Below are 19,998 nucleotides of genomic sequence, written 5' to 3' on the forward strand. Positions count from 1 at the left end.
GAGGTTGAAAATCATCTATTAGCACATGATGCAGTACATGATGTAGCAATTGTATCTATGCCTGACGATTATTTAGGAGAACGTACTTGCGCTTTTGTAATAGCGCGCGGACAAGCTCCAACTGTAAGTGAATTAAAAACGTTTTTAAGAGAACGTGGTATAGCGGCTTATAAAATTCCAGATCGAATTGAATTTATTGAATCTTTCCCGCAAACAGGTGTTGGAAAAGTAAGCAAAAAAGAATTACGTAAAGTCATTGCTGAAAAACTTATTACAGTAAAACGATAAAACCTATTAAGATTCGAAAGAAAGTGATTAGATGGCAATCCCATCTATTTCAGTATATAAAACGCCAATGGAACCAGAACTACCAAAAAATAAAGTGCATTGGACACCATATCTGAAACGTGCAGTTCTTCTAATCCATGACATGCAAGAATATTTTCTCGATGCATATAGCGATAAAAAATCGCCAAAAGTAGAACTCATTTCAAATATTAAGGTGATTAGAGAAAGATGTAAAGAACTTGGTATACCAGTTGTTTATACAGCGTAACCTGGTGGGAAAACATTAGAACAACGAGAGTTATTACAAGATTTTTGGGGTGATGGTATTCCTGTTGGACCAGACAAAAAGAAAATTGTCGATGAACTTACTCCTGATGAAGATGATATATTCCTGACAAAATGGAGATATAGTGCATTTGAAAAGACAAATCTATTAGAAATTTTAAATAAACAGGGAAGAGATCAACTTATTATTTGCGGTATTTATGCGCATGTTGGTTGCCTTTTAACAGCTTGTGAAGTATTTATGGATGGTATAGAGCCATTTTTTGTAGCAGATGCAGTTGCTGATTTTCACTAGACCATCATAAACAAGCATTGGAGTATGCATCTAATAGATGTGCAGTAACTAAAACAAAAGACTTACTATTGAAGGATTTATATAAATTGAAGAAGGATAGTTCAGAATTCACATTACAAAATTTACGTCAATAAGTTGCTGACCTTCTTGAGGAATCGCCCTCTACTTTATTCGATGAGAAAATTTTATTAAATAGAGGATTGGATTCTATCAAAATTATGAGCTTTGTAGAAATGTTGCGCCGAAGAGGATTCGAAGTAACATTTATGGATTCAGCTGAAAGTCCAACTTTAAATGATTGGTTTTCTTAAAGTAGGTTAAAACCTTAATAGAAATTATTATTATATAGGTTATTAATAGTATCGGAATGTTATATTTTTTGAATTGCTAGCTGTAAAAAATATAACATTCTGAGTAGGCTTATGTGAGATAGTGTAAAAATTAGGATTAGTAATATCATATAAGTATAACTAAATTAAGCCCTAATATGGAAAAATGTCTGTAGGTAAATAACTGTATAGATTCATTTTTAGCTAAATTAAAGATAGGGTAAGTATATCAAAGGCGAGTTTAGCATTATTTTTCAATGCATTAAGAAAGTTTATAATCGTAAGCGTATTCAAGATAGAGTTACTTATAAAATCATCCATCAAGTTAAAAGAAAAGTGGATAAATAAAGTAGGTAAAATAATTTTTTATTATCATAGGATTTTAAATGAACCGTGATTTTATAAAAAACAAAAAAGTTAATATTTTTTTTAGATAATATTCTATTATCTAATGATAATCAATAAAGAGGAGTATGATATGAAGAATAATAAAAATAAAAGTGTTTTTGAATCAGATGTATTTAAGATTTATGGTTGGTTAATATCATATATAAAGCCATATAAATTTAATTTTATAATTCTGATCTTTTGTAGTTTGTTAATATCAATTAGTAGCCTTTTAATACCTAAAGCTATTCAATTTTTAATAGATAGCTCATTGGTAAATGAGAATTTAATGGAGTTTTATGTAATATTATTTGGGTGTATGTTAATTATTTTATTGATAAACTTTGTAATAATTCCGATTCAAAATACTAAACAACGTAAACTACAAGAGTATTGTTCTCGAGATTTACAATTACATATATTACAGCATTTAAGAAATTTAGATATATATTATTATGAAACTAATTCTTCTGGAAAACTTCTGTCAATTTTAAGTGCAGAGGTAAAAAATGTGCAAAAATTATATAGTTCGTTACTTCCCATGTTTATTAAGGAGCTATTATTTGCCATTATCTCTATAGGTTTTATGTTAATCACGAGTGTTAAATTAACATTAATCATAATTCCATTTCTATTATTATATTATTTATTTGGACCTTATTTTGAAAAAAAAGCATCTATTAGTGGGAAAAGCATGTCTAATGCTCGTATTGCATTAAATAAAAAGGCTTACGAGAGTATATCGGCCATTACAGAGTTAAAAGTTAATAATGTGCAGGAATGGGACTTGAATAATTTTTTGAATAAACATAATGATTTTAATAAAAGTCTAATAAGCATGTACTTTTTTTCTTTTTTAAGGGGTACGATTCGGAGAATTTCTTATTATTTAGGTGGAATTGCTTTAATTATAGTTGGGTATTTTTCAATTAGGAGTAATGATATTTCTTTGGGGATATTTGTAGCATTCTTTCTCTACTATTTTAACGCAATGCATAGAATTACAGCAGTAATAACATCTATGACCGAACAAAAAATATTAATTTACCAAGCTGAAAATTTATATAAATTTTTGGCTGAGAAGCCTAAAGTGAAAAATTTAGTTGTGTCATCTAATGAACTCGAGGATATTACCACAATAGAATTTAAAAATATAAAATTTGGTTATAATTCAAGTCAGCCTATATTAAATAACTTCAATTTAAAGATAACGAAAGGTGAGCGAGTTGTAATAGTGGGTAAGAGTGGTATAGGAAAAACCACTATTTTTAAATTGCTTTTGAGAGCATATGATTCAGAAAGTGGTTGTATTTACATAAATAGGAAAGATGGTAGTCAATTTTCACTATCAAGTATAAGAAATTCTATAGGATACGTACCTCAAGAAACATATTTATTTGGATCATCTGTTTTCGATAATATAAAATTTGCAAATCCAGAAGCTTCTGATGAACAAGTAATAGAAGCAGCGAAATTAGCTAATGCTCATGAGTTTATAAGCAAATTAAGTATGGGGTATAAAACGCTACTAGGTGAAAGAGGAATTAAATTATCCGGAGGACAGAAACAAAGAATTGCGTTAGCAAGAATGTTTGTGAAAAAATCAAATTTGATTTTATTAGACGAAGCAACTTCTTCGTTGGATAATAAAAATGAAGAAGAAATCTATTCTAAATTAAATAATCTATCAACAGAAACAACTGTTATTGCTATTGCTCATAGAATATCTTCTATAAAACATTTTAATCGTATTGTTGTTATTGATAATGGAGAAGTTGTAGAGTCCGGTACTTACGAGGAGCTAATCAGTAATCAGGGTTTTTTCACTAAATTAATAAATAGAGAAAATGAGTGTCTGGAGGTATAAATGAATAGTCTAGTTTGGATTTTTAAAAAAACACGTGGTAATAAATGGATTTATATATTTTCTATTCTATTGTTATTCTTAGAATCTGGCGCTTATATTTCCTCTACTGTTTTACAGCAAAGACTAATAGATAACGTATTTATAAATAAGGAGTATGATCAGTTTATATATGTCTTATCTTTAATTGCTATCTCATATATAAGCTATTCGCTACTTTTTACAATAAGTTCGTATGTCTTAGCCAAAAATATGTCCAACTTATTATTATCTTTATCAAGTAATTATTTTCAACATCTTTATAGTATAAAAACAGCGATTTTTCAAAAAAAGCGTACAGGGGAATATGTACATCACTTTACAGTTGATATAGGAAATGTAGGGCGTTTATTGGCATGGGATATTCCACGTTTACTTCAACAATTACTTAGCATAATACTATTAACTTTTATAATTGGTTCTACTAATATATATGTATTAATATTTATAATATTATTTAATCTTATTTATATATTATTTGCTAAACATTTAGCAAATAAATTTAAAAAGATGTCCAAAATAATTAATAAAAAAGAATCTAAAATTTTAGTTCGGTTAGAGGAATGTATATCTTCTACTAGAGAAGTACTTATTTTTAATAGGACAAAGTGGGAACAACAGACTTTAAATCGCTTATTTGAGCGTTATTATGTGCATGCTTTTAAAGAAGAAAATATTCGAAGCAAGCATTTATTTGCAAATGAATCACTAAAATGGGGAACAAGCCTAATCGTTCTCGCAATAGGTTCGTATAAAGTATATGTAGGGTCAATGTCAATAGGTACGTTGGTTATAATTTTTCAATTATCTTTACAATTAGCAGATGCAATAAAAGGGATATATGATTTAATCTATACGACAATGAGGCGTATAGCGTCTATTGATAATCTTAAGGAAGAATATAACAGAAATAATTGTCAAGAGAAAATTGAAAATAATATACTATTGCCCGAAGATAAAATCACTATAAGTCTAGAAGAAGCCTCTTATAAATATATCAATAATTCGAATTATTCAATAAGAAATTTATCTATGGAAATCCCTTATAGCAAAAAAATTGCACTTGTTGGATCAAGTGGATCAGGTAAATCAACTATAATTAATTTATTGTTAAAATTTGATTTCTTAAATTCAGGAGACATAAAAGCTAATAATTTATCAATAATGAAAATGGAAAATAATGAATGGTTTAAAAATATAGGTGTTGTTTTTCAAGAACCATATTTATTTTCAGATACTATACGAAACAATATACTTCTAGGGACTATTGTTTCGCCGCAGCGACTTGATGAGATTATCAAGGTTGTCTGTTTGGATGATTATATAAGGAGCTTGCCAGATGGTTATGAAACTGTTATAGGAGAAAGAGGTCTAACCCTTTCAGGAGGACAAAGGCAACGCTTAGCACTAGCTAGGGCATTAATAAAAAACCCTGATATATTAATTTTAGATGAAGCAACTTCAGCATTAGACATAAGTACTGAGGAGAAAATCGCGAAAAATATTGATAATATACGTAAAGATAAAACTACCATTATTGTTGCGCATAGGTTATCAACAATTGAAAACTCAGACATTATATATGTCTTGGAGAATGGGAAGCTTGTAGAAAAAGGGAATCACCAGGAACTGCTAAAAAATAATTCACTATATACAAAACTTATTCAAAAGGATATAACAACAAGTATAAATGCCTAAAAAACTCTAAAGAAATTGATTTAAATGTAGAAGACAAAAAAATACCATTACTTGATAAAGAACATCTTCTTATCTTTTTAAGTGAACACTTTTATAAAGAAGCAGTCTCTCATGGGTATTTTTTGCCCATCCCCCGAAAAGGGAGAATAAGACAAAAAATACCCAATAAAAAAAAGCCCCTATAGATTTGAAGTGCCCCTTGTCAATTAGACAGTATTTAAAAAGCACAACTAAGCAACCTGAGCCCTATATTTATATGGACTCAGGTTATTTAATTTCTTTTGAAATCTTTGGTAGTTATAAAAGTGCATATATTTGCGCACGGCAACTTTAACCTCATCAGCCTTGCGGAAAGAGTATAAATGGAAACACTCTGACTTGAAATGACTGAAGAAGATTTCTATACAAGTATTGTCCCAACAGTTTCCCTTTCGAGACATACTTGCCTTCATCTGATATTTTTTAAGTAATTGATTGTATTGACGGGATGTGTATTGAAACCCTTGATTACTATGTAAGAGGATCCATTTTACGTTTTGTTTTTTTCTTGCCTTTTTAAGTGTATCTAACACAAGTTTTAAGTCATTTCTACGACTGATTTCATAGGCAATAATTTCATTGTTGTACAAGTCTTTAATAGCGGATAAATATAATCTCTGTCCATTGAAATTTAAATAGGTAATGTCCGTTACCCATTTTTCATTCGTTTTTGAAGCTTGGAAATCCTTGTTCAGATGGTTATCTGAAATCACATAAGCTTCTTTCCGTAATAAGGTCGTTTTCTCCTAATAATGGATCTGATCCTTAATTCACTCATTAATCTCTGTACTCGCTTATGATTAATATGAAGATTATAGATGATTTTCAACCAGACTTGTACTTTTCTGTATCCATAAATTCCTCTAATCTTTTTATGACACTTTACTATCTTTTTCTTGATTTCGGCATTCTCCAATTGTTTTTCAGAAGGTGTTGCGTACCGCTTTATCCATTTGTAGTGTCCACTTCTAGTTACACTAGCAATATTGCATAGCATGGCAACAGTATAACCTTTTTTTGTCATCTCATGGATGACTTCAAATTTTTTCGTTTTGGGTACAATAACTAGTTACAATATTATTGATATCATTTTCATCAGTATGTATCCTCGCTTTCGAAAATTACTATTTATATTATTTTTTCGTATAACCTTTTATTTCCCTCTCATATCTTCTAACTACTCTGTAGAATGTAGAACTACTTAGTTATGTTAATCCTTCTCATAACAGCTGTAGCTGTGATTCTTCCTTCTTTCCATTCGTTATAAGCATCGATAAATACCTGGGGGGTGGGGGGAAGAGATCTTTTCCTAAGTGCTTTCCTTGTGACTTAACTAAAGCAATCCTTCAGCTTGACGTTGCCTAATGTCCTGGCGTTCTTTTTCAGCAAATGCTGAGAGAATGGTTGTGGTTGCCTTTTGAATAGTACTTTGAATGACATCATTTGTGGCATTACCGTTATAAGTTACGTTTATACATGGTTCTTTCAAGAACTCTAAATTTATTTTTTGTACCTTTTGACGTGTATTTTTCAACAGTTTTTCATATTCCTAAAAGATGTACATTATACAAGCTTTGATTCTTTAAGCAAACGTTTGATTAGTTTGATTAGTTTTATTTAAATATCTTATAAGTACGAATTAACATAGAAAATAATTTTGGCTGACTTTATAGTTAGATAAAAGCTGTAAAGTCAAAAAAGAGAATTTTATCAATTTATTACATAACATGTTCTAATAAAATACAAAAAACAAGCTGAAATTTATCTAGATGGATAATTAATTGAATATATGTAGAAAAAGATTTGTAAATATTATAAAATAATAATTGTTAGGACTTTCCATGATTGCTAAAATAAAGAATTATAAATAAGTATATGAATAGGAGGAAACATGAACTATATTCATCAGATACTTGATAATGTGGCAAGGAAATATAAAAAGAAAACGGCACTAATAACTAGAGACGAGGTTATTACATACCAGGAGGTACAAGAAAGAAGTTTTCAATTTGGTAATTTTTTATTACAACAAGGTATAGAAAAAGGGGATCGAATATTATTAAAACTACCAAATAGTATTGATTTAATCTGCTTATTAATGGGTATCTCTCGTGTTGGTGGTGTCTCTGTGATTATAAATTCGCAGACTACAAAATATAATTACGACTATATTGTTAGTGACTGTAATCCAAAATTAATAATTAGTGAAGAATATAATTCATCAAAAACATCTATAAATCCAATAATGTTGATGAATACTGTCAAAGAAGAAATAAAAAATTATGATAAACACAAATTGCTATCTGATGAGATTGAAGAAATGGACTTAGCATTATTGATTTATACTTCTGGAAGTACTGGGAGGCCCAAAGCCGTTGTTTCCCCCCATTCTAATGTTATATTTTGCACTAGAGCAATATCTGAAGTTTTAGAAATTAATGATTGTGATATAGTTGGTAATTTTTTACCCTTTTCCTTTGATTATGGCCTATACCAAATATTTTTAAGCTTTTATAATAAAGCGACTTTAGCATTGGGAGAAGTTAGTCTAGCTGGGGTCCAATTTGTAAAGTTCCTAAAGGAATGGAAAGTTACTATTTTACCTTCTGTTCCACATTTAACAGAGGGTCTAATTAAGCTGTTACCTAGATATTGTAACGATGTTCCGCTAAGAATTATTACTAATACTGGTGAGAGTTTGCCTTTATCATATATTTCAAAGCTTAAAGAGTTAATCCCTAATTGCAAAATTTATCCTATGTATGGTCTGACTGAATGTAAAAGGGTATCGATACTAAAACCACATGAAATTGCTATTAAACCCGGTTCGGTTGGAAAACCTTTACAAGGTGTTAAGTGCTATGTTGTTAATGAACAGGGTATTAGTTTAAAAATAGGAGAAATTGGTGAGTTAGTAGTAGAAGGTCCTAACGTCATGACAGGGTATTGGAACAATAACTCTCTTACTAATGAGAAATTTAAAAAGAACATCCATGGAGTAATTAATACCCTTTACACAGGAGATTCATTTAAAATAGATAACGATGGTTATCTCTATTTTATTGGAAGAACGGGTGACTATTATAAACAAAAAGGTTTTAGAATTAGTTCAAAAGAAATTGAAGATACAGTTTATAATCTCAATTTAGCAGAAATAGCTGTATTAATCCCGCCTGATGACCTGGTTAAAAAATCTATACTTTTTTTAAAAACAGATAAATCTATAAGTTATGTTAAGGAAATGCTTATGGAAAGAATAGAATCTTATAAAATACCAGATGAAATTTTAATTTTAAAAGAAATGCCTGTATCTGTAAATAAAAAAATTGATAAGTCAAAACTACGAGAGATTAGGAGTCAGATTTAGATGGTTGATTACAATTGTTTAGTTGAAGAATATGGTAGTCCATTGTACGTTTATAATTTAGCAGAATTAACTAAATCATATCAAAAATTAATAAATTCACTTCCTGATAAAAGTATAATTTATTACTCTCTAAAGGCAAATCCTAACCCTGAGATCACTAGACACTTAATCAATCTTGGATGTTATGCTGAAATCTCATCTATTGGTGAACTAGACACTGTATTGGATGTTGGTGGGTCTCCAGAGCATTGCTTATATACTGGTCCAGGAAAAACTAAAAAAGAGATACAATATGCACTTTCAAAGAATGTTAGTCATTTTTCTGTTGAATCATTCAATGAATTGGAAATAATTAATGATTTAACGAAGAATCATAGCAAATTAATAAATATTACTTTAAGAATAAATCCTTCGTTTAATGTTGGTAACGCTAGTATTAAAATGACCGGCATTCCCTCTCAATTCGGTTTTGATGAGGAGTGTCTTAATAGTGATATAATTAAATTGTTTAAGGGTAATAAAAATTTAAAGATAAATGGTTTTCATATTTATAATGGATCTAATTTTAATAATATAGATATACTGGTAGAGAATTATACTAATATATTGGAAACTATATTAAATTTGAAAAATAAATTATCTATTGATATTGAGTTTGTAGATTTTGGCGGGGGATTTGCAGCACCGTTTGGAAAAGATTTAGACCTACCAGATTATAAGGAATTGAAGGATAGTTTAGAGGCTTTATTAAATAAGCATTTTAAGGACAATCATAGGCCAACTATTGCGTTTGAATCAGGTAGATACTTAACAGCGACATGTGGTTGTTTAATAGGAACTGTGCAGTCTGTGAAGGAAAGCAAAGGTCGAAAATACTGTATCGTAGACTTTGGTATTAATCATCTTGGGGGAATGTCTGGATTAAGGAGAATACCTACCATAGAACTTAATATACTTAAATTAAATATATCTGTAGAAGATAACGCAAAAGTGGAAACTGTTACTATTGTTGGGCCATTATGTACACCGTTAGATTATTTGGCGAAAAATGTTAGTGTAAGTAAGTTACAACCAGGCGATGTTGTATTTGTACCTAATGTAGGAGCATATGGGTTGACTGCAAGCTTAATTGCCTTCTTAAGTAGAGAAATCCCCAAAGAAATAATAATTAAAAATCAAAGTGTGATATGTTCTCACACGTTAAAGATTGTTAGAGGAGTAGAGAATAATGGATAAAGTTTTTATAGAGATTATGAACACACACCTTCAAGAAGAATTAAATATTAATAATCAAAATAAAGATTTAAAAGAATTGGGATTAGATTCCTTAGCTTCTATTGAATTATTATTAGAAATTGAAGAAGCTTATGAAATAATCTTTCCTGATGAATTATTAACTGAAGACACATTTTCAAGTAGTCATAACTTATGGAGTATAGTCAGCAAGTTAAAAGGAGAGTGAGCGATTAGAAAAGTGGAAATTGATAAAAAAGAATATTTGATAGATAAAGCATGGAGAATAAGAGATTTATTAGTTAGTGAATCTGAAGAAGTTGATTTGTATAATAAATTCCCTGTTAATGGATTGAATTTTCTGAAAAAAAGTAACTTCATGAGCTTATTAATCCCTAAAGAATATAACGGGGATGAGATTAGTATAAAAGAGGCATCTGAGGTAGCTCAAATTTTAGGTAGCGGTTGTTTATCAACTTCAATGATATGGGGAATGCACTGTCAGCAGGTAATGACATTGGTTAAATATACAAATAATGAATCGAAAAAAGCGATACTTAATGAAATAGTTAAAGAACAGTTATACATAGCATCAGTAACATCTGAATATGGAAAAGGTGGGCATTTATTAACATCCCATTCTCCTTTAAATTGGATTTCAAAAGATAAATTTCATATTAATAGAGATGCACCTACAGTTACTGGTGGTGCCTATGCGGATGCTTATTTAATTACTACAAAAGCAGAAGAAGATGGTTTAGATTCTGAAGTTTCTTTAATTTATGCGCTTCGAACGGCATTGAAAATTAGTCAAGTTGGCAATTGGAATGCTATGGGAATGAAAGGAACTCAGAGTACGGCAATGCATATTAATGGTCTATTAAAGGATAAAAATATAGTGACTAAAGTTAAGTTTGAGGAAGTTGCTCAATATACATTAATACCAATGGCCCATATTATGTGGGTATCAAGTTGGTTAGGTGCTGCTAAAAATGGTTTTAAACAGCTAATAAAAATATTTAGAAAAAACAAGTCGATAAAGAAATATAATTCTGATATTATGATTTATCGTTTATCAGAGATCCGTTTATTGTTAGATACAGTTGATATATATCTAAATCATGTAGTTGACGTATATGAAGAAAATTACAATAGCAAACAATTAGATATATTGCGTACAAGGACTTTTAATATTCACTTAAATAATTTAAAAATTATAGGATCAGAAAACCTTTTTAAAGCAGTGGATAAATTAATTGAAGTAGCAGGTTTATATCATGGTTATTTGAAAAATTCAGAAACTACATTAGAGCGCACTTTTAGGGATTTAAGGGCAGCCTCTTTAATGTATCATAATGATCGTTTAAAGATTGCAAATGGAAAGATGTCGTTATTTGATTCGGATCTATTGCCCCGTAGATTAAGTTAGACAGTTAATCACTAAAAAATAAATTAAGTACCTAAGAATCCCTTGATTTTTAATAACAATATTTCAAGTGGTGCAATTTTCTTATCTTTAAATAGAAAAGAATTGAACATAATGACCTAGAGCGTGAAAAGGCTGCAAAGATTACTTAGAAAAGTACTTTGCAGCCCCATTATTTTACACCTATTAATATTAATGAAATATAGCAATACTTTTTTATTTCCGCATATGTTTTAGTGAACTATTCCAATTGCTTAAATAAATTCCTAAACTTGTTTTAAGCTTTAAATTAGCTACTGTATGCAGAGCTTCCCTACAATTAGGAACAGCAACTCCTAAACGACACTTTTCTAACATAGTTTTATCATTTTCTGCATCCCCAAAGGCAATTACATTATTTAGATTAATTCCCATAGGGTTAATTATTTTTTTTAAGCCCTCAGCTTTGCAAGAATTAGCTGGATATAATTTGATACCGCCAAGATACCGGATGTTATAACCGCTTAAATCAACGTTTTGAAATAAAATTTCTTCCATACTAATTTTATTAGTTTCATAGAATAGATGTATTTCTGTAACGTTATTAAGTTCGCTTAGTTCTTTAATATCTATGATTTTTATGGCATCCCTTGGAATCCTATAAATTAATTTATATTTCATTAGAGCTCTTTTAGAATTTGAATAAAGTAAACCATTAGATTCAATTACAAATGATGCATTAGCGTAATAATTATGTACTATAGATTTAACTGTTAAATTCGGTATGGATTTTAAAATCTTTATTTCATCTTTTAAGTAATTATAAATTACATTTCCATCATTAAGGACCAGGTTACTATTAAATAAGTTAAAGAAATTTTGAGAAACTCTCAAATTTTTAATCGATTGGACATTTCTCCCTGTAGCTATAAATAAACTTACACCGTTTAATTTAAGTAAAGTTAGCCCTTCCAAAACTCCTTCAAATAAAGTTTCATTTTTGTCAATTAGTGTACCATCTATATCAAAAACGGCTGTTTCATACTTATAATTCTCATTCATAGGATCTCCCTTTTATTTTTAAAATTGTTTTTAGTGAATAACAAATAATAGACAACTTAAAACTTTCCTCTAAATTACATTTTAGGGTTAATTAGTTCTTTATTTACCTTATAGATATCAAACATTCTTTCAATTAAGTTCCCATCACTGTAAACGAAAGCAAGATTATCACTATCATAGTGATAAACATTATTTAATAGTGTATCTTCTTTTACAATTAAGCTATTTAAAATCCAATCAAAAGAGGATGTATCAAATATTTTTTGAACATATCTAAGTGCAAAGAATATTTGGTTTTCAAAATTATATTTTTTTGCAAAAGCAAGTACCGAATTCCAATCTATTTCTTCTTTAGTAAGTAAATAATAGATGTCACATAATTTATATAAAAGCAAATCTTTATGCTTTTTAACATCCCTGTAACAAATAGCTTCTTTATAAAAGTGTTCTGCTAGAAATATTAGTAAACTTTCTTTATTCAACATAAATATCTTTTGACTATTTATCTCTACTTCAACTTTTTTTGCAAAAAGCTCATCAATAATATTGATGTTGTGATTTTTAGTCATCAAATTAACAGAAAAATGAAGATCAATTATGTGTTGAGTAAGAAAATGTTCACTATCCGCAACATTTTTTACAAGTGGAACTATCTCATGTGAACTAAGTTTTCTTACCAGTATTTTTTTACGATTGGGTTTTATTATTTTATTATGATGTATATATTCGCCTTGTTCATATCCAAGTGATAATATTATACTTTTAGCTCGCTCAATATCATTAGGATGAACCAAAATGTCATTATCATTAAAGTCACGAAGTCCAAAATCTTCATAAATATATTTAGATAAACTGATACCCTTTAATAGAACATATTCTATTTTGTTCTCCGTTAATGATTCACAGATTACAGATGTATATTTAAACTGTTCGTCTGCTCTGCATTTTTGTGAGGAATAAGCATTCTTAAGGTATTTGTATAATCTTGGGAAAGAGCATCGGTTACTATCTTCGTTAAAAAAGTATTGTTTTAAATTTAACCATGCTATTCCAGCCACACGATGCATTTCCAACATCCCAATAACTTTGTCCCACTCTAGGTTTTTATGAAGTAAATCCACTAAGTATTCTCTTTCATGTGAGTTTAGATCTTTTTTTGCTAATAATATAACCAATTTATATTCATCTCTTAAAGTTTTGTTATTCATGAATATCTCCTTTATTTTTTACATACTAAATACTTTATTGCTCATAATATTGGAATTTATTATTTGACCATTTTATGGTAATTTGTTTTTTTTACATTGTCAAACATTATTTTACTGAGTATAAAATGTCTCTTTATTACAACCAAAGCTTTCAAAAATTAATCTAATTAAGATGAAATTCTATAACTTTTTAAAGTTTAAAACAATCATTTCCATTTATTTACGTTAAAGATTATGATATAGATAAATTTGATTTTATATGAGAAGATTAATTTAAAATATATAATAATCTATATATTAAAATTAATTTGTTTGTTGACGATAGAAAAATTAATCTAAATGCCTTGGACTGCAAAATATATTTTCTTAAGTTGAACCATTTTTATCTTAGTATAATAATTTAACTAATTTGGTTTTGTTAATGTTTTCTAGAATGTTTTAAACAAAAAACTAACTAAATTAAGAAAGTTTTTAAAAAATTAACATTTGATATAATATGGAGCTCAAATTCAAAAATTAGATTAACTAAATTCACTATATTGAGGAGAAACAGCTATGTCAATTGATATTGAAATTAGTAAACTATTGAAGGACATAAGAGAAGAAATAATTAATAGAGGAAACTAAGCCTGAACAAATGAGATATTATGATAAAAAAGCAAGAAAATTTTTCTCTAAACCGTCATATGAAGGTTTAGACATCATTAACACTATGATTGATAGTGATAGCTATAATATCCCCGTACGGATATAAAAACCAATAATTCATGAGAACCTTCCACTGTTTGTATATTTTCACGGAGGGGGCTGGGATTTTAGTGATTTAGACAGCAGTGATTATATATGTAGCCATATATCTAGAGAGGTGAATTGCTTAGTATTATCGGTCTCTTATAGATTGGCCCCTGAATGTAACTACCCTATTCCATTAGAAGACTGTTATATGGTAGTTAAATGGTCATATAGAAATTTAAGCAAGTAACCTTTCATTTGGTGGGGAAAGCTCAGGTGCTAATTTAGCTGCAGCAGTTGCATTAAAACTAAGAGATAATAAGGATTTTAAACTAGCTTTTCAAATTCTCATAACTCCCGTGATAAAGTCTAACTACAATACTGAATCTTATAATATTAACTATAATTTTAATCTCACAAAAGAAAAGGTGGAGGTCTTTTGGAACCATTATTTAGAAGATGAGAGCCAAGGTCAAGAGTTGTACGCCTCCCCTTTATTAGCAAAAGCAAATGACCTCTCATTATCTCAGCTGAACTAGATCCGCTGAGAGATGATGGAAAGCTTTATGCATTACATCTAGAGAAAGCAAATATCCCAGTTGAATACCTTTGTTTTGATAGCTTAGTTCATAGCTTTATTCATATGGTAGAAAAGTCTAAACTTGCTAAGGAATCATTAGATAATATAATCGTTAAATTGAGAATTTTGATTTGCAATTAAAATTCTCAATTTTAAATTATGAAAATAAATTTTGAATCCTTATATTTATTTAAATATTTTTTTTAGAATTTTATTGAATAGTTGGTATTATAAGGATACAATGATTAAGTATGTTTATAATTTTTATATTCATATAAACCATAGCTTAGGGAGATAGACATTAATGAATACTTATAATATTACTTATCTCGATTGGGAAGTCTTCTTTCAAACTAAATATCCCTTATTAGTTGATTGGATAGAGGATTATTTTTCAAATGAAAAAATAATAAGAGATGTAGAGAGAGATAAATTAAAAGATAAGTGGATAATTACTTATGATGATACTCAAACTACATACGATTATTTGAGTGAAAATAATAAAGAGTACCACGAAGTAATAGTAGAAAATCAAGTGTTTTACGTATCTATAAGAAAAGGACAAAAAACTATAAATATAGTTTCAAATGACTATCTTTCTCATAATATGAATAATACTATTGATTATTTTGTTATGCGAATTATTAGAACACTAATACAAATTCTTGTTATAAAAGATGGGTATACATTCTTTCATTCAGCTTTTGCCGAAATAAATGGTAAAGGTATCGCAGTTACTGGAGATAAGTTTGCTGGAAAATCGACTACTTTGATTAACTTACTTCAAATGTTTACAGGTATTTTCGTATCTAACGACAAGGTGGCAATTAAAGGAAATGCGGAAAGTAGAATGAATGTTATCAGCTTTCCTATAGCAGCAGGGCTTCGTGTGGGAACAATATTGAAAAAATTTAATGGTGTTAGTTTAAAAACTAATAGAACAGATAACGAAGAATTCTTTTCTAAGTTTAACTCCCTTTCATTGGATGAAAAAACAATTAATGGGGGAATTGACAAATGTGATATTAAATTATATTTAAGTGTTAAAGAACTATCACAACTCTTAAATGTTAACTTTAAATTCGAGTCGAAAGTTGATATGATTATTAATCCATTTTACGATAAAAAATTAAAACATTTATCAATCAATGAACTAAAAGGCGAACAAAGAGATCAATTCCTTAATTCTCAAATTCTCGATACTATTTGTAACGAATATTTATTTTTAGAAAAAGAGCTATTAGGAACACCCAATAATAATTTGAAATTACAAAATAGTGTACCAGTATACAGATTAGGTTATAACGAATCATTAGAGAGTGAATTTCGGAATTTTATAGAAGGGAAATTATTAAACCATGGTTGTTGACAAGCAATTAAGTATAGGAGAACCCTCACCAGGCTCAATTTATGGAGATGAAGAAAGAGAAGCTATTTTGGAGGAATTAGAAAAGTTTTATTCTTGGAATCTACATGATTACAAAGATAAAATTTCAGAATTTGAAAATGCTTTTTCAAAATATATAGGGTGTAATTATTCAATTGCCATAAATGGAGGTGGTGCAGCCTTAGACTTGATATTAAAAGCTTTGGATTGTAAGCCCACCGACGAGATAGTTTCACCAGCAATTAATTTTCATGGAACACATTCTGCAATAATTAACACAGGAGCAAAATTAATTCTATGCGACTCTACTAATAATCTAAATATCTGCATAGATAGTTTGAAAAGAAAATTATCACCGAGAACTAAAGCTGTTGTTATAACTCATATGAATGGTCTAGGCTGTGATGAGAACGAGATACTGAAAGAATTAAATGATTATTCTTTGAAAACTGGTAAACAAATAAAATTAATTAGTGATTCCGCTCGATCTTGTGGAAGTGCAGTAAATGGTATAAAAACAGGAAATTTATCGTGGGCTACTTTCTTTAGTTTTCAAAGAAAAAAACAAATGAATACCTTGGGGGAAGGAGGAATGGTTACAACTAACGATTTAGATTTAGCAGAAAAAATTAAAGCGTACAGAAGTTTTGGTATGGGGAAAATATGGGGAAGTAATTTTAAAATGACTAACATTCAAGCTGCTATTGGAATAGAACAGTTAAAAAAGCTTGATTTTAATAACTCTTTAAGAAGAAATTTAGCTGTAAAAAGAACTGAAATTTTATCAAAAGAGTTTCCCGATTGGATTTTACCTGTAAATAATAATAAGTATTTTAATACCTACTATTTGTATTCTATAATACTCCCAAATTACATGAGTAAAGATGATAGGGATAATATTATGAATGTTCTATATGATAAATATGGCGTAGGAAGTTGCATAGCTAATAATGTTACATATAAAACAAATAATTTTATTAAACATAATGCAAGTTTCGATGGTTTGGAAAATTCTGAGGAAATAGCAGATAGACTTTTTTGTGTGATTATTCACCCTAACCTCACAGAAGAGCAGGAAATTTATATTACAGATTCTCTTATAAAGGTAGGTAAATTGTATGTCTAGGCAGCCCAAACAGGTTCTTGTTATTCCTTTTATCATAGATCAAGGGAATATAAAGTTTTGTATACTAAAAAGGGAGGATATGAATTGGTGGCAATTTGTATCAGGAGGCGCAGAGTTTGGGGAAAGCTTAGCAGAAAGTGCACTCAGAGAAGTCCAAGAGGAAATTGGAATTAGTTTCTCGAACAATGAATTAATGCACTTAGATACTTGCTGCAGCGTCCCTAAAAAATATTTTAAGGATAATGATAAATGGAATGATTTATATGTTGTATCTGAACATTCATTTGCAGTAAAACTATCAAATGAAGAAATTAGATTAAGTGATGAACACACTGAATTTAAGTGGGTTGCCTACGATGAAGCCGTGGAATTATTACAGTTTGATAGTAATAAAACTGCATTATGGGAGTTAAAAACGAGGTTGGAGGAAGTAAACAATGGCTAAATTAAAACAAATGATTAGAAATGATATTCCCCATGAATTTAATGAGATGAAAATACTAATGGAGCACCGAAAAAGATTAGAGTTAATTCTTCAAGGGGAAGTTTTACCACCGTATGAAGTGTTAATTCATCCTACTGCAACTTGTAATTTATCTTGCAAATGGTGCATAGGACAAAATGTTGATAATGAAGAAACAACAAATGTAAAAAATGCCTTAACTGTACCAGAAAATTTAATGAATTTAGCAAAGTCTCTTGTTAGTTATAAAAAAGAATATATTATTGATGGAAAGAAAGAAAAATTTGGAGTTGAAAAAGTGAGCTTTTCTGGAATAACAGGCGAGCCCATGATGGCTTCAAAGGCTTTAATTCCAACAATTGAATATTTGGCTACAAATGATATAAAAGTTGGGATGTTTTCCAACGGCCTATTAATTAATAAAAACAATATGGAAACTATACTTAAGATGAATTACATATTAGTTAGTCTAGACGCAGGGAATGGCTCTACATATGATTTCTTAAAAACTGAAGATAAAAAAACCAAAAATTTTGAAACAATACTTAATAACTTAAAGATGTTAATAGATAACAGAGAGAAATATAATTCCAATTTAGACGTTAACATCGGATTCATAGTTAATGCATACAACTACAAAGAAATGTATGATTTAGCAGGCATATTAAAGTCAATTGGAGTACATAATTTTAGAATAAAGACAGATATTGCTTCAAGATTGAATGTAGACGATGAAATGATTAAAGAAATTAAAAGAGATTTTGAACGTATTCGACAAGACTTTGAAGATGGCTACTTTAAATTGGTAACAATTCATAAATTAGAAGAGAATGATAAAATTAGAACTTTTAATAAATGTACAATAAATAAACTGGTTTCAAACGTAAGTTCTGATGGTAATGTTTATGCATGTAATTACCATCCGCCTATAGATGGCGTTAGATATGACAATGTCTTAAAATATGATTTTGAAACAATTTGGGAAAACGCTAATAAAGATTTTGACATAAAAGAATTATGTCCTAAGATGTGTGATCCTTTCAAGACTAGAGCTAATAATCTTTTAGATGCAATAACAGAAAGTGACGATATATCGACTGGTATTAATGAAGCACTCGAGATTTATGAATTTGAAAAAAAATGAATCAAGGTTATTCAGGAAATTTACTAGAAAAAAAAGGGGATAACGTAATCAAAACTTATAAAAAAGACAATGTTGAAACAGTACAGAAAATACTGGATTTCACTAATTATTGTGCTGAAAAAGGGTTTTGTAACTTCGCTACTTTAAAACATAATAATGACGGGACATGTCAAATAATATATAAGTTTATAGAGGGACATATAAAAGAAGTATCTATGCTTAACGCAAAGGATTATATTACATTAGGTGATTTTTTAGGGGATTTTCATAGAAAGGTTAATGATTATCCAAAGGGTAGGTTAATTAATAAAATCAAAAATATTGAACTAACTAAGGTTGTCAAAGATTTAAATAACCTCAAAGAGAACCTTTATACTAATGAATACAAAAAAATATTCATGTTAAATAAAGAAAAAATCGTCGCTGTTCAAAATATATTATTTACAAAGGATGTCATTCATGGTGACATGCATCTCAATAATATAATCCAAAGTGAAAATAAATTATTCCTTATTGATTATGACCAAGCTTCCTCTTTCCCAAGAATATATGAAGTGATGCGCTTTTTTTTCGAGTCAATCAATATTAGTCAAAATACTAAAGAGAATATTTTTCAAAACTTATTAATATATTTAAAATCATATAATGTACTCCAACATTTTTCTATTAAAGAGAAACAGTGGATGATTTCATTTTATTTCTCAATATTGTTGAAAGACTATTCTGTGTATGAAACAGACAATGTCCAATTTCAAACGAAAAGGTTAATAAGAATGAAATTTATCTCTACTCATTTTGATACTTTGAATAAAATAGTTTCTCTAATCTAAAAGTTTTCTTTAGTTAATTTTAGATGTTTCTCATATAAGGAGATAACTTACATTTTTTGAAATATATTTTCGTTTTTTGAATTAAATGAGCCGAGTTTTCTACTCTAAGAAAATTCGGCTTCTATTTTTTCATTATTAAAGGCTCAAGAATATTTAAAGAAGGATGAAAAGAAATACTTCAAGAGGGTTTAAAAGGTGTTGTGGATACTAAGACCGCAATAAGTAGTATTAATGGAG

16 protein-coding genes and 4 pseudogenes are annotated in these 19,998 nt (G+C 28.9%); 15 read left to right on the plus strand and 5 right to left on the minus strand.

Annotated elements, in window-relative coordinates; genetic code table 11:
• From JDS95_RS22995 to JDS95_RS23010, 4 genes and pseudogenes are all read left to right on the plus strand, one after another.
• A partial coding sequence (locus tag JDS95_RS22995) for an AMP-binding enzyme (protein ID WP_472926262.1) occupies positions 1 to 288 on the plus strand: 288 nt, incomplete at its 5' end.
• Positions 289 to 319: 31 nt separating this feature from the next.
• A pseudogene (locus JDS95_RS23000) lies at positions 320 to 1,179 on the plus strand (isochorismatase family protein).
• A gap of 496 nt (positions 1,180 to 1,675) precedes the next feature.
• Positions 1,676 to 3,451 carry an ABC transporter ATP-binding protein gene (locus tag JDS95_RS23005; protein ID WP_000794519.1) on the plus strand — a complete coding sequence of 592 codons (1,776 nt, stop codon included), beginning with the start codon at positions 1,676 to 1,678 and terminating at the stop codon, positions 3,449 to 3,451.
• Entirely contained in the window at positions 3,452 to 5,185 is a 1,734-nt protein-coding gene (locus JDS95_RS23010; protein WP_097825633.1) for an ABC transporter ATP-binding protein, read from the plus strand. It begins immediately after the preceding gene.
• Between the two features lie 230 nt (positions 5,186 to 5,415).
• On the opposite strand, the pseudogene JDS95_RS23015 reads toward JDS95_RS23010, so the two are convergent.
• The 3 genes and pseudogenes from JDS95_RS23015 to JDS95_RS31865 all read right to left on the minus strand — a co-directional run.
• Positions 5,416 to 5,940, minus strand: a pseudogene (locus tag JDS95_RS23015) (IS3 family transposase); the annotation flags it as partial.
• A complete protein-coding gene (locus JDS95_RS32005) occupies positions 5,934 to 6,248 on the minus strand; it encodes an IS3 family transposase (protein ID WP_097825632.1) in 315 nt (104 codons plus the stop codon). The pseudogene JDS95_RS23015 and the gene JDS95_RS32005, both read right to left, overlap by 7 nt.
• A gap of 109 nt (positions 6,249 to 6,357) precedes the next feature.
• Positions 6,358 to 6,734 (minus strand): annotated as a pseudogene (locus JDS95_RS31865) (recombinase family protein); the annotation flags it as partial.
• Positions 6,735 to 7,115: 381 nt separating this feature from the next.
• Between JDS95_RS31865 and JDS95_RS23030 the strand changes: the two are divergent.
• Genes JDS95_RS23030 through JDS95_RS23045 form a run of 4 tightly spaced genes read left to right on the plus strand, consistent with a single transcriptional unit; the run spans position 7,116 to position 11,253 of the window.
• Positions 7,116 to 8,591, plus strand: a complete 1,476-nt coding sequence (locus tag JDS95_RS23030) for a class I adenylate-forming enzyme family protein (RefSeq protein WP_097825631.1) — start codon at positions 7,116 to 7,118, stop codon at positions 8,589 to 8,591.
• Positions 8,592 to 9,827, plus strand: coding sequence for a type III PLP-dependent enzyme domain-containing protein (locus tag JDS95_RS23035; protein WP_000228823.1), 1,236 nt, complete (start codon positions 8,592 to 8,594; stop codon positions 9,825 to 9,827).
• Positions 9,820 to 10,053, plus strand: a complete 234-nt coding sequence (locus tag JDS95_RS23040) for a phosphopantetheine-binding protein (protein WP_000361951.1) — start codon at positions 9,820 to 9,822, stop codon at positions 10,051 to 10,053. The genes JDS95_RS23035 and JDS95_RS23040 overlap by 8 nt, the downstream gene beginning before the upstream one ends.
• Before the next feature lie 12 nt (positions 10,054 to 10,065).
• Positions 10,066 to 11,253: an acyl-CoA dehydrogenase family protein gene (locus tag JDS95_RS23045; RefSeq protein WP_000401834.1), complete on the plus strand. Its 1,188-nt coding sequence runs from the start codon at positions 10,066 to 10,068 to the stop codon at positions 11,251 to 11,253.
• Between the two features lie 213 nt (positions 11,254 to 11,466).
• Here the strand turns inward: JDS95_RS23045 and JDS95_RS23050 are convergent, their stop codons facing one another.
• Both JDS95_RS23050 and JDS95_RS23055 read right to left on the minus strand, forming a co-directional pair.
• The gene (locus JDS95_RS23050; RefSeq protein WP_001005136.1) at positions 11,467 to 12,291 is read right to left on the minus strand and encodes an HAD-IIB family hydrolase; all 825 of its coding nucleotides are present in this window, start codon (positions 12,289 to 12,291) and stop codon (positions 11,467 to 11,469) included.
• A gap of 74 nt (positions 12,292 to 12,365) precedes the next feature.
• Positions 12,366 to 13,499: a nucleotidyltransferase domain-containing protein gene (locus tag JDS95_RS23055; protein ID WP_001060875.1), complete on the minus strand. Its 1,134-nt coding sequence runs from the start codon at positions 13,497 to 13,499 to the stop codon at positions 12,366 to 12,368.
• 781 nt (positions 13,500 to 14,280) lie between these two features.
• Between JDS95_RS23055 and JDS95_RS32010 the strand changes: the two genes are divergently transcribed.
• From JDS95_RS32010 to JDS95_RS23095, 7 genes and pseudogenes are all read left to right on the plus strand, one after another.
• On the plus strand, positions 14,281 to 14,481 hold the full coding sequence (locus JDS95_RS32010; RefSeq protein ID WP_206773907.1) for an alpha/beta hydrolase fold domain-containing protein: 201 nt from the start codon (positions 14,281 to 14,283) through the stop codon (positions 14,479 to 14,481).
• Between the two features lie 7 nt (positions 14,482 to 14,488).
• Positions 14,489 to 14,952: pseudogene (locus JDS95_RS32015) on the plus strand (alpha/beta hydrolase fold domain-containing protein); the annotation flags it as partial.
• A 163-nt stretch (positions 14,953 to 15,115) separates the two neighbouring features.
• Positions 15,116 to 16,180 carry a hypothetical protein gene (locus JDS95_RS23075; RefSeq protein ID WP_097825628.1) on the plus strand — a complete coding sequence of 355 codons (1,065 nt, stop codon included), beginning with the start codon at positions 15,116 to 15,118 and terminating at the stop codon, positions 16,178 to 16,180.
• A complete protein-coding gene (locus JDS95_RS23080) occupies positions 16,170 to 17,324 on the plus strand; it encodes a DegT/DnrJ/EryC1/StrS family aminotransferase (protein WP_000259579.1) in 1,155 nt (384 codons plus the stop codon). Before JDS95_RS23075 ends, JDS95_RS23080 begins: the two co-directional genes overlap by 11 nt.
• On the plus strand, positions 17,317 to 17,769 hold the full coding sequence (locus tag JDS95_RS23085) for an NUDIX hydrolase (RefSeq protein WP_000089904.1): 453 nt from the start codon (positions 17,317 to 17,319) through the stop codon (positions 17,767 to 17,769). Before JDS95_RS23080 ends, JDS95_RS23085 begins: the two co-directional genes overlap by 8 nt.
• Positions 17,762 to 18,931: a radical SAM/SPASM domain-containing protein gene (locus tag JDS95_RS23090; RefSeq protein ID WP_001096351.1), complete on the plus strand. Its 1,170-nt coding sequence runs from the start codon at positions 17,762 to 17,764 to the stop codon at positions 18,929 to 18,931. Before JDS95_RS23085 ends, JDS95_RS23090 begins: the two co-directional genes overlap by 8 nt.
• A complete protein-coding gene (locus JDS95_RS23095) occupies positions 18,928 to 19,761 on the plus strand; it encodes a phosphotransferase (RefSeq protein WP_001071506.1) in 834 nt (277 codons plus the stop codon). Before JDS95_RS23090 ends, JDS95_RS23095 begins: the two co-directional genes overlap by 4 nt.
• Positions 19,762 to 19,998: the final 237 nt, after the last annotated feature.

Source organism: Bacillus cereus group sp. N24, assembly GCF_016483345.1.
GTDB lineage: Bacteria > Bacillota > Bacilli > Bacillales > Bacillaceae_G > Bacillus_A > Bacillus_A toyonensis.

Excerpts from the sequence above, each read along its gene's own strand:
- JDS95_RS23005 (WP_000794519.1), top strand. The coding sequence starts at position 1,676 with ATGAAGAATAATAAAAATAAAAGTGTTTTTGAATCAGATGTATTTAAG.
- JDS95_RS23010 (WP_097825633.1), top strand. The coding sequence starts at position 3,452 with ATGAATAGTCTAGTTTGGATTTTTAAAAAAACACGTGGTAATAAATGG.
- JDS95_RS32005 (WP_097825632.1), bottom strand. The coding sequence starts at position 6,248 with ATGACAAAAAAAGGTTATACTGTTGCCATGCTATGCAATATTGCTAGT.
- JDS95_RS23030 (WP_097825631.1), top strand. The coding sequence starts at position 7,116 with ATGAACTATATTCATCAGATACTTGATAATGTGGCAAGGAAATATAAA.
- JDS95_RS23035 (WP_000228823.1), top strand. The coding sequence starts at position 8,592 with ATGGTTGATTACAATTGTTTAGTTGAAGAATATGGTAGTCCATTGTAC.
- JDS95_RS23040 (WP_000361951.1), top strand. The coding sequence starts at position 9,820 with ATGGATAAAGTTTTTATAGAGATTATGAACACACACCTTCAAGAAGAA.
- JDS95_RS23050 (WP_001005136.1), bottom strand. The coding sequence starts at position 12,291 with ATGAATGAGAATTATAAGTATGAAACAGCCGTTTTTGATATAGATGGT.
- JDS95_RS23055 (WP_001060875.1), bottom strand. The coding sequence starts at position 13,499 with ATGAATAACAAAACTTTAAGAGATGAATATAAATTGGTTATATTATTA.
- JDS95_RS23075 (WP_097825628.1), top strand. The coding sequence starts at position 15,116 with ATGAATACTTATAATATTACTTATCTCGATTGGGAAGTCTTCTTTCAA.
- JDS95_RS23080 (WP_000259579.1), top strand. The coding sequence starts at position 16,170 with ATGGTTGTTGACAAGCAATTAAGTATAGGAGAACCCTCACCAGGCTCA.
- JDS95_RS23085 (WP_000089904.1), top strand. The coding sequence starts at position 17,317 with ATGTCTAGGCAGCCCAAACAGGTTCTTGTTATTCCTTTTATCATAGAT.
- JDS95_RS23090 (WP_001096351.1), top strand. The coding sequence starts at position 17,762 with ATGGCTAAATTAAAACAAATGATTAGAAATGATATTCCCCATGAATTT.
- JDS95_RS23095 (WP_001071506.1), top strand. The coding sequence starts at position 18,928 with ATGAATCAAGGTTATTCAGGAAATTTACTAGAAAAAAAAGGGGATAAC.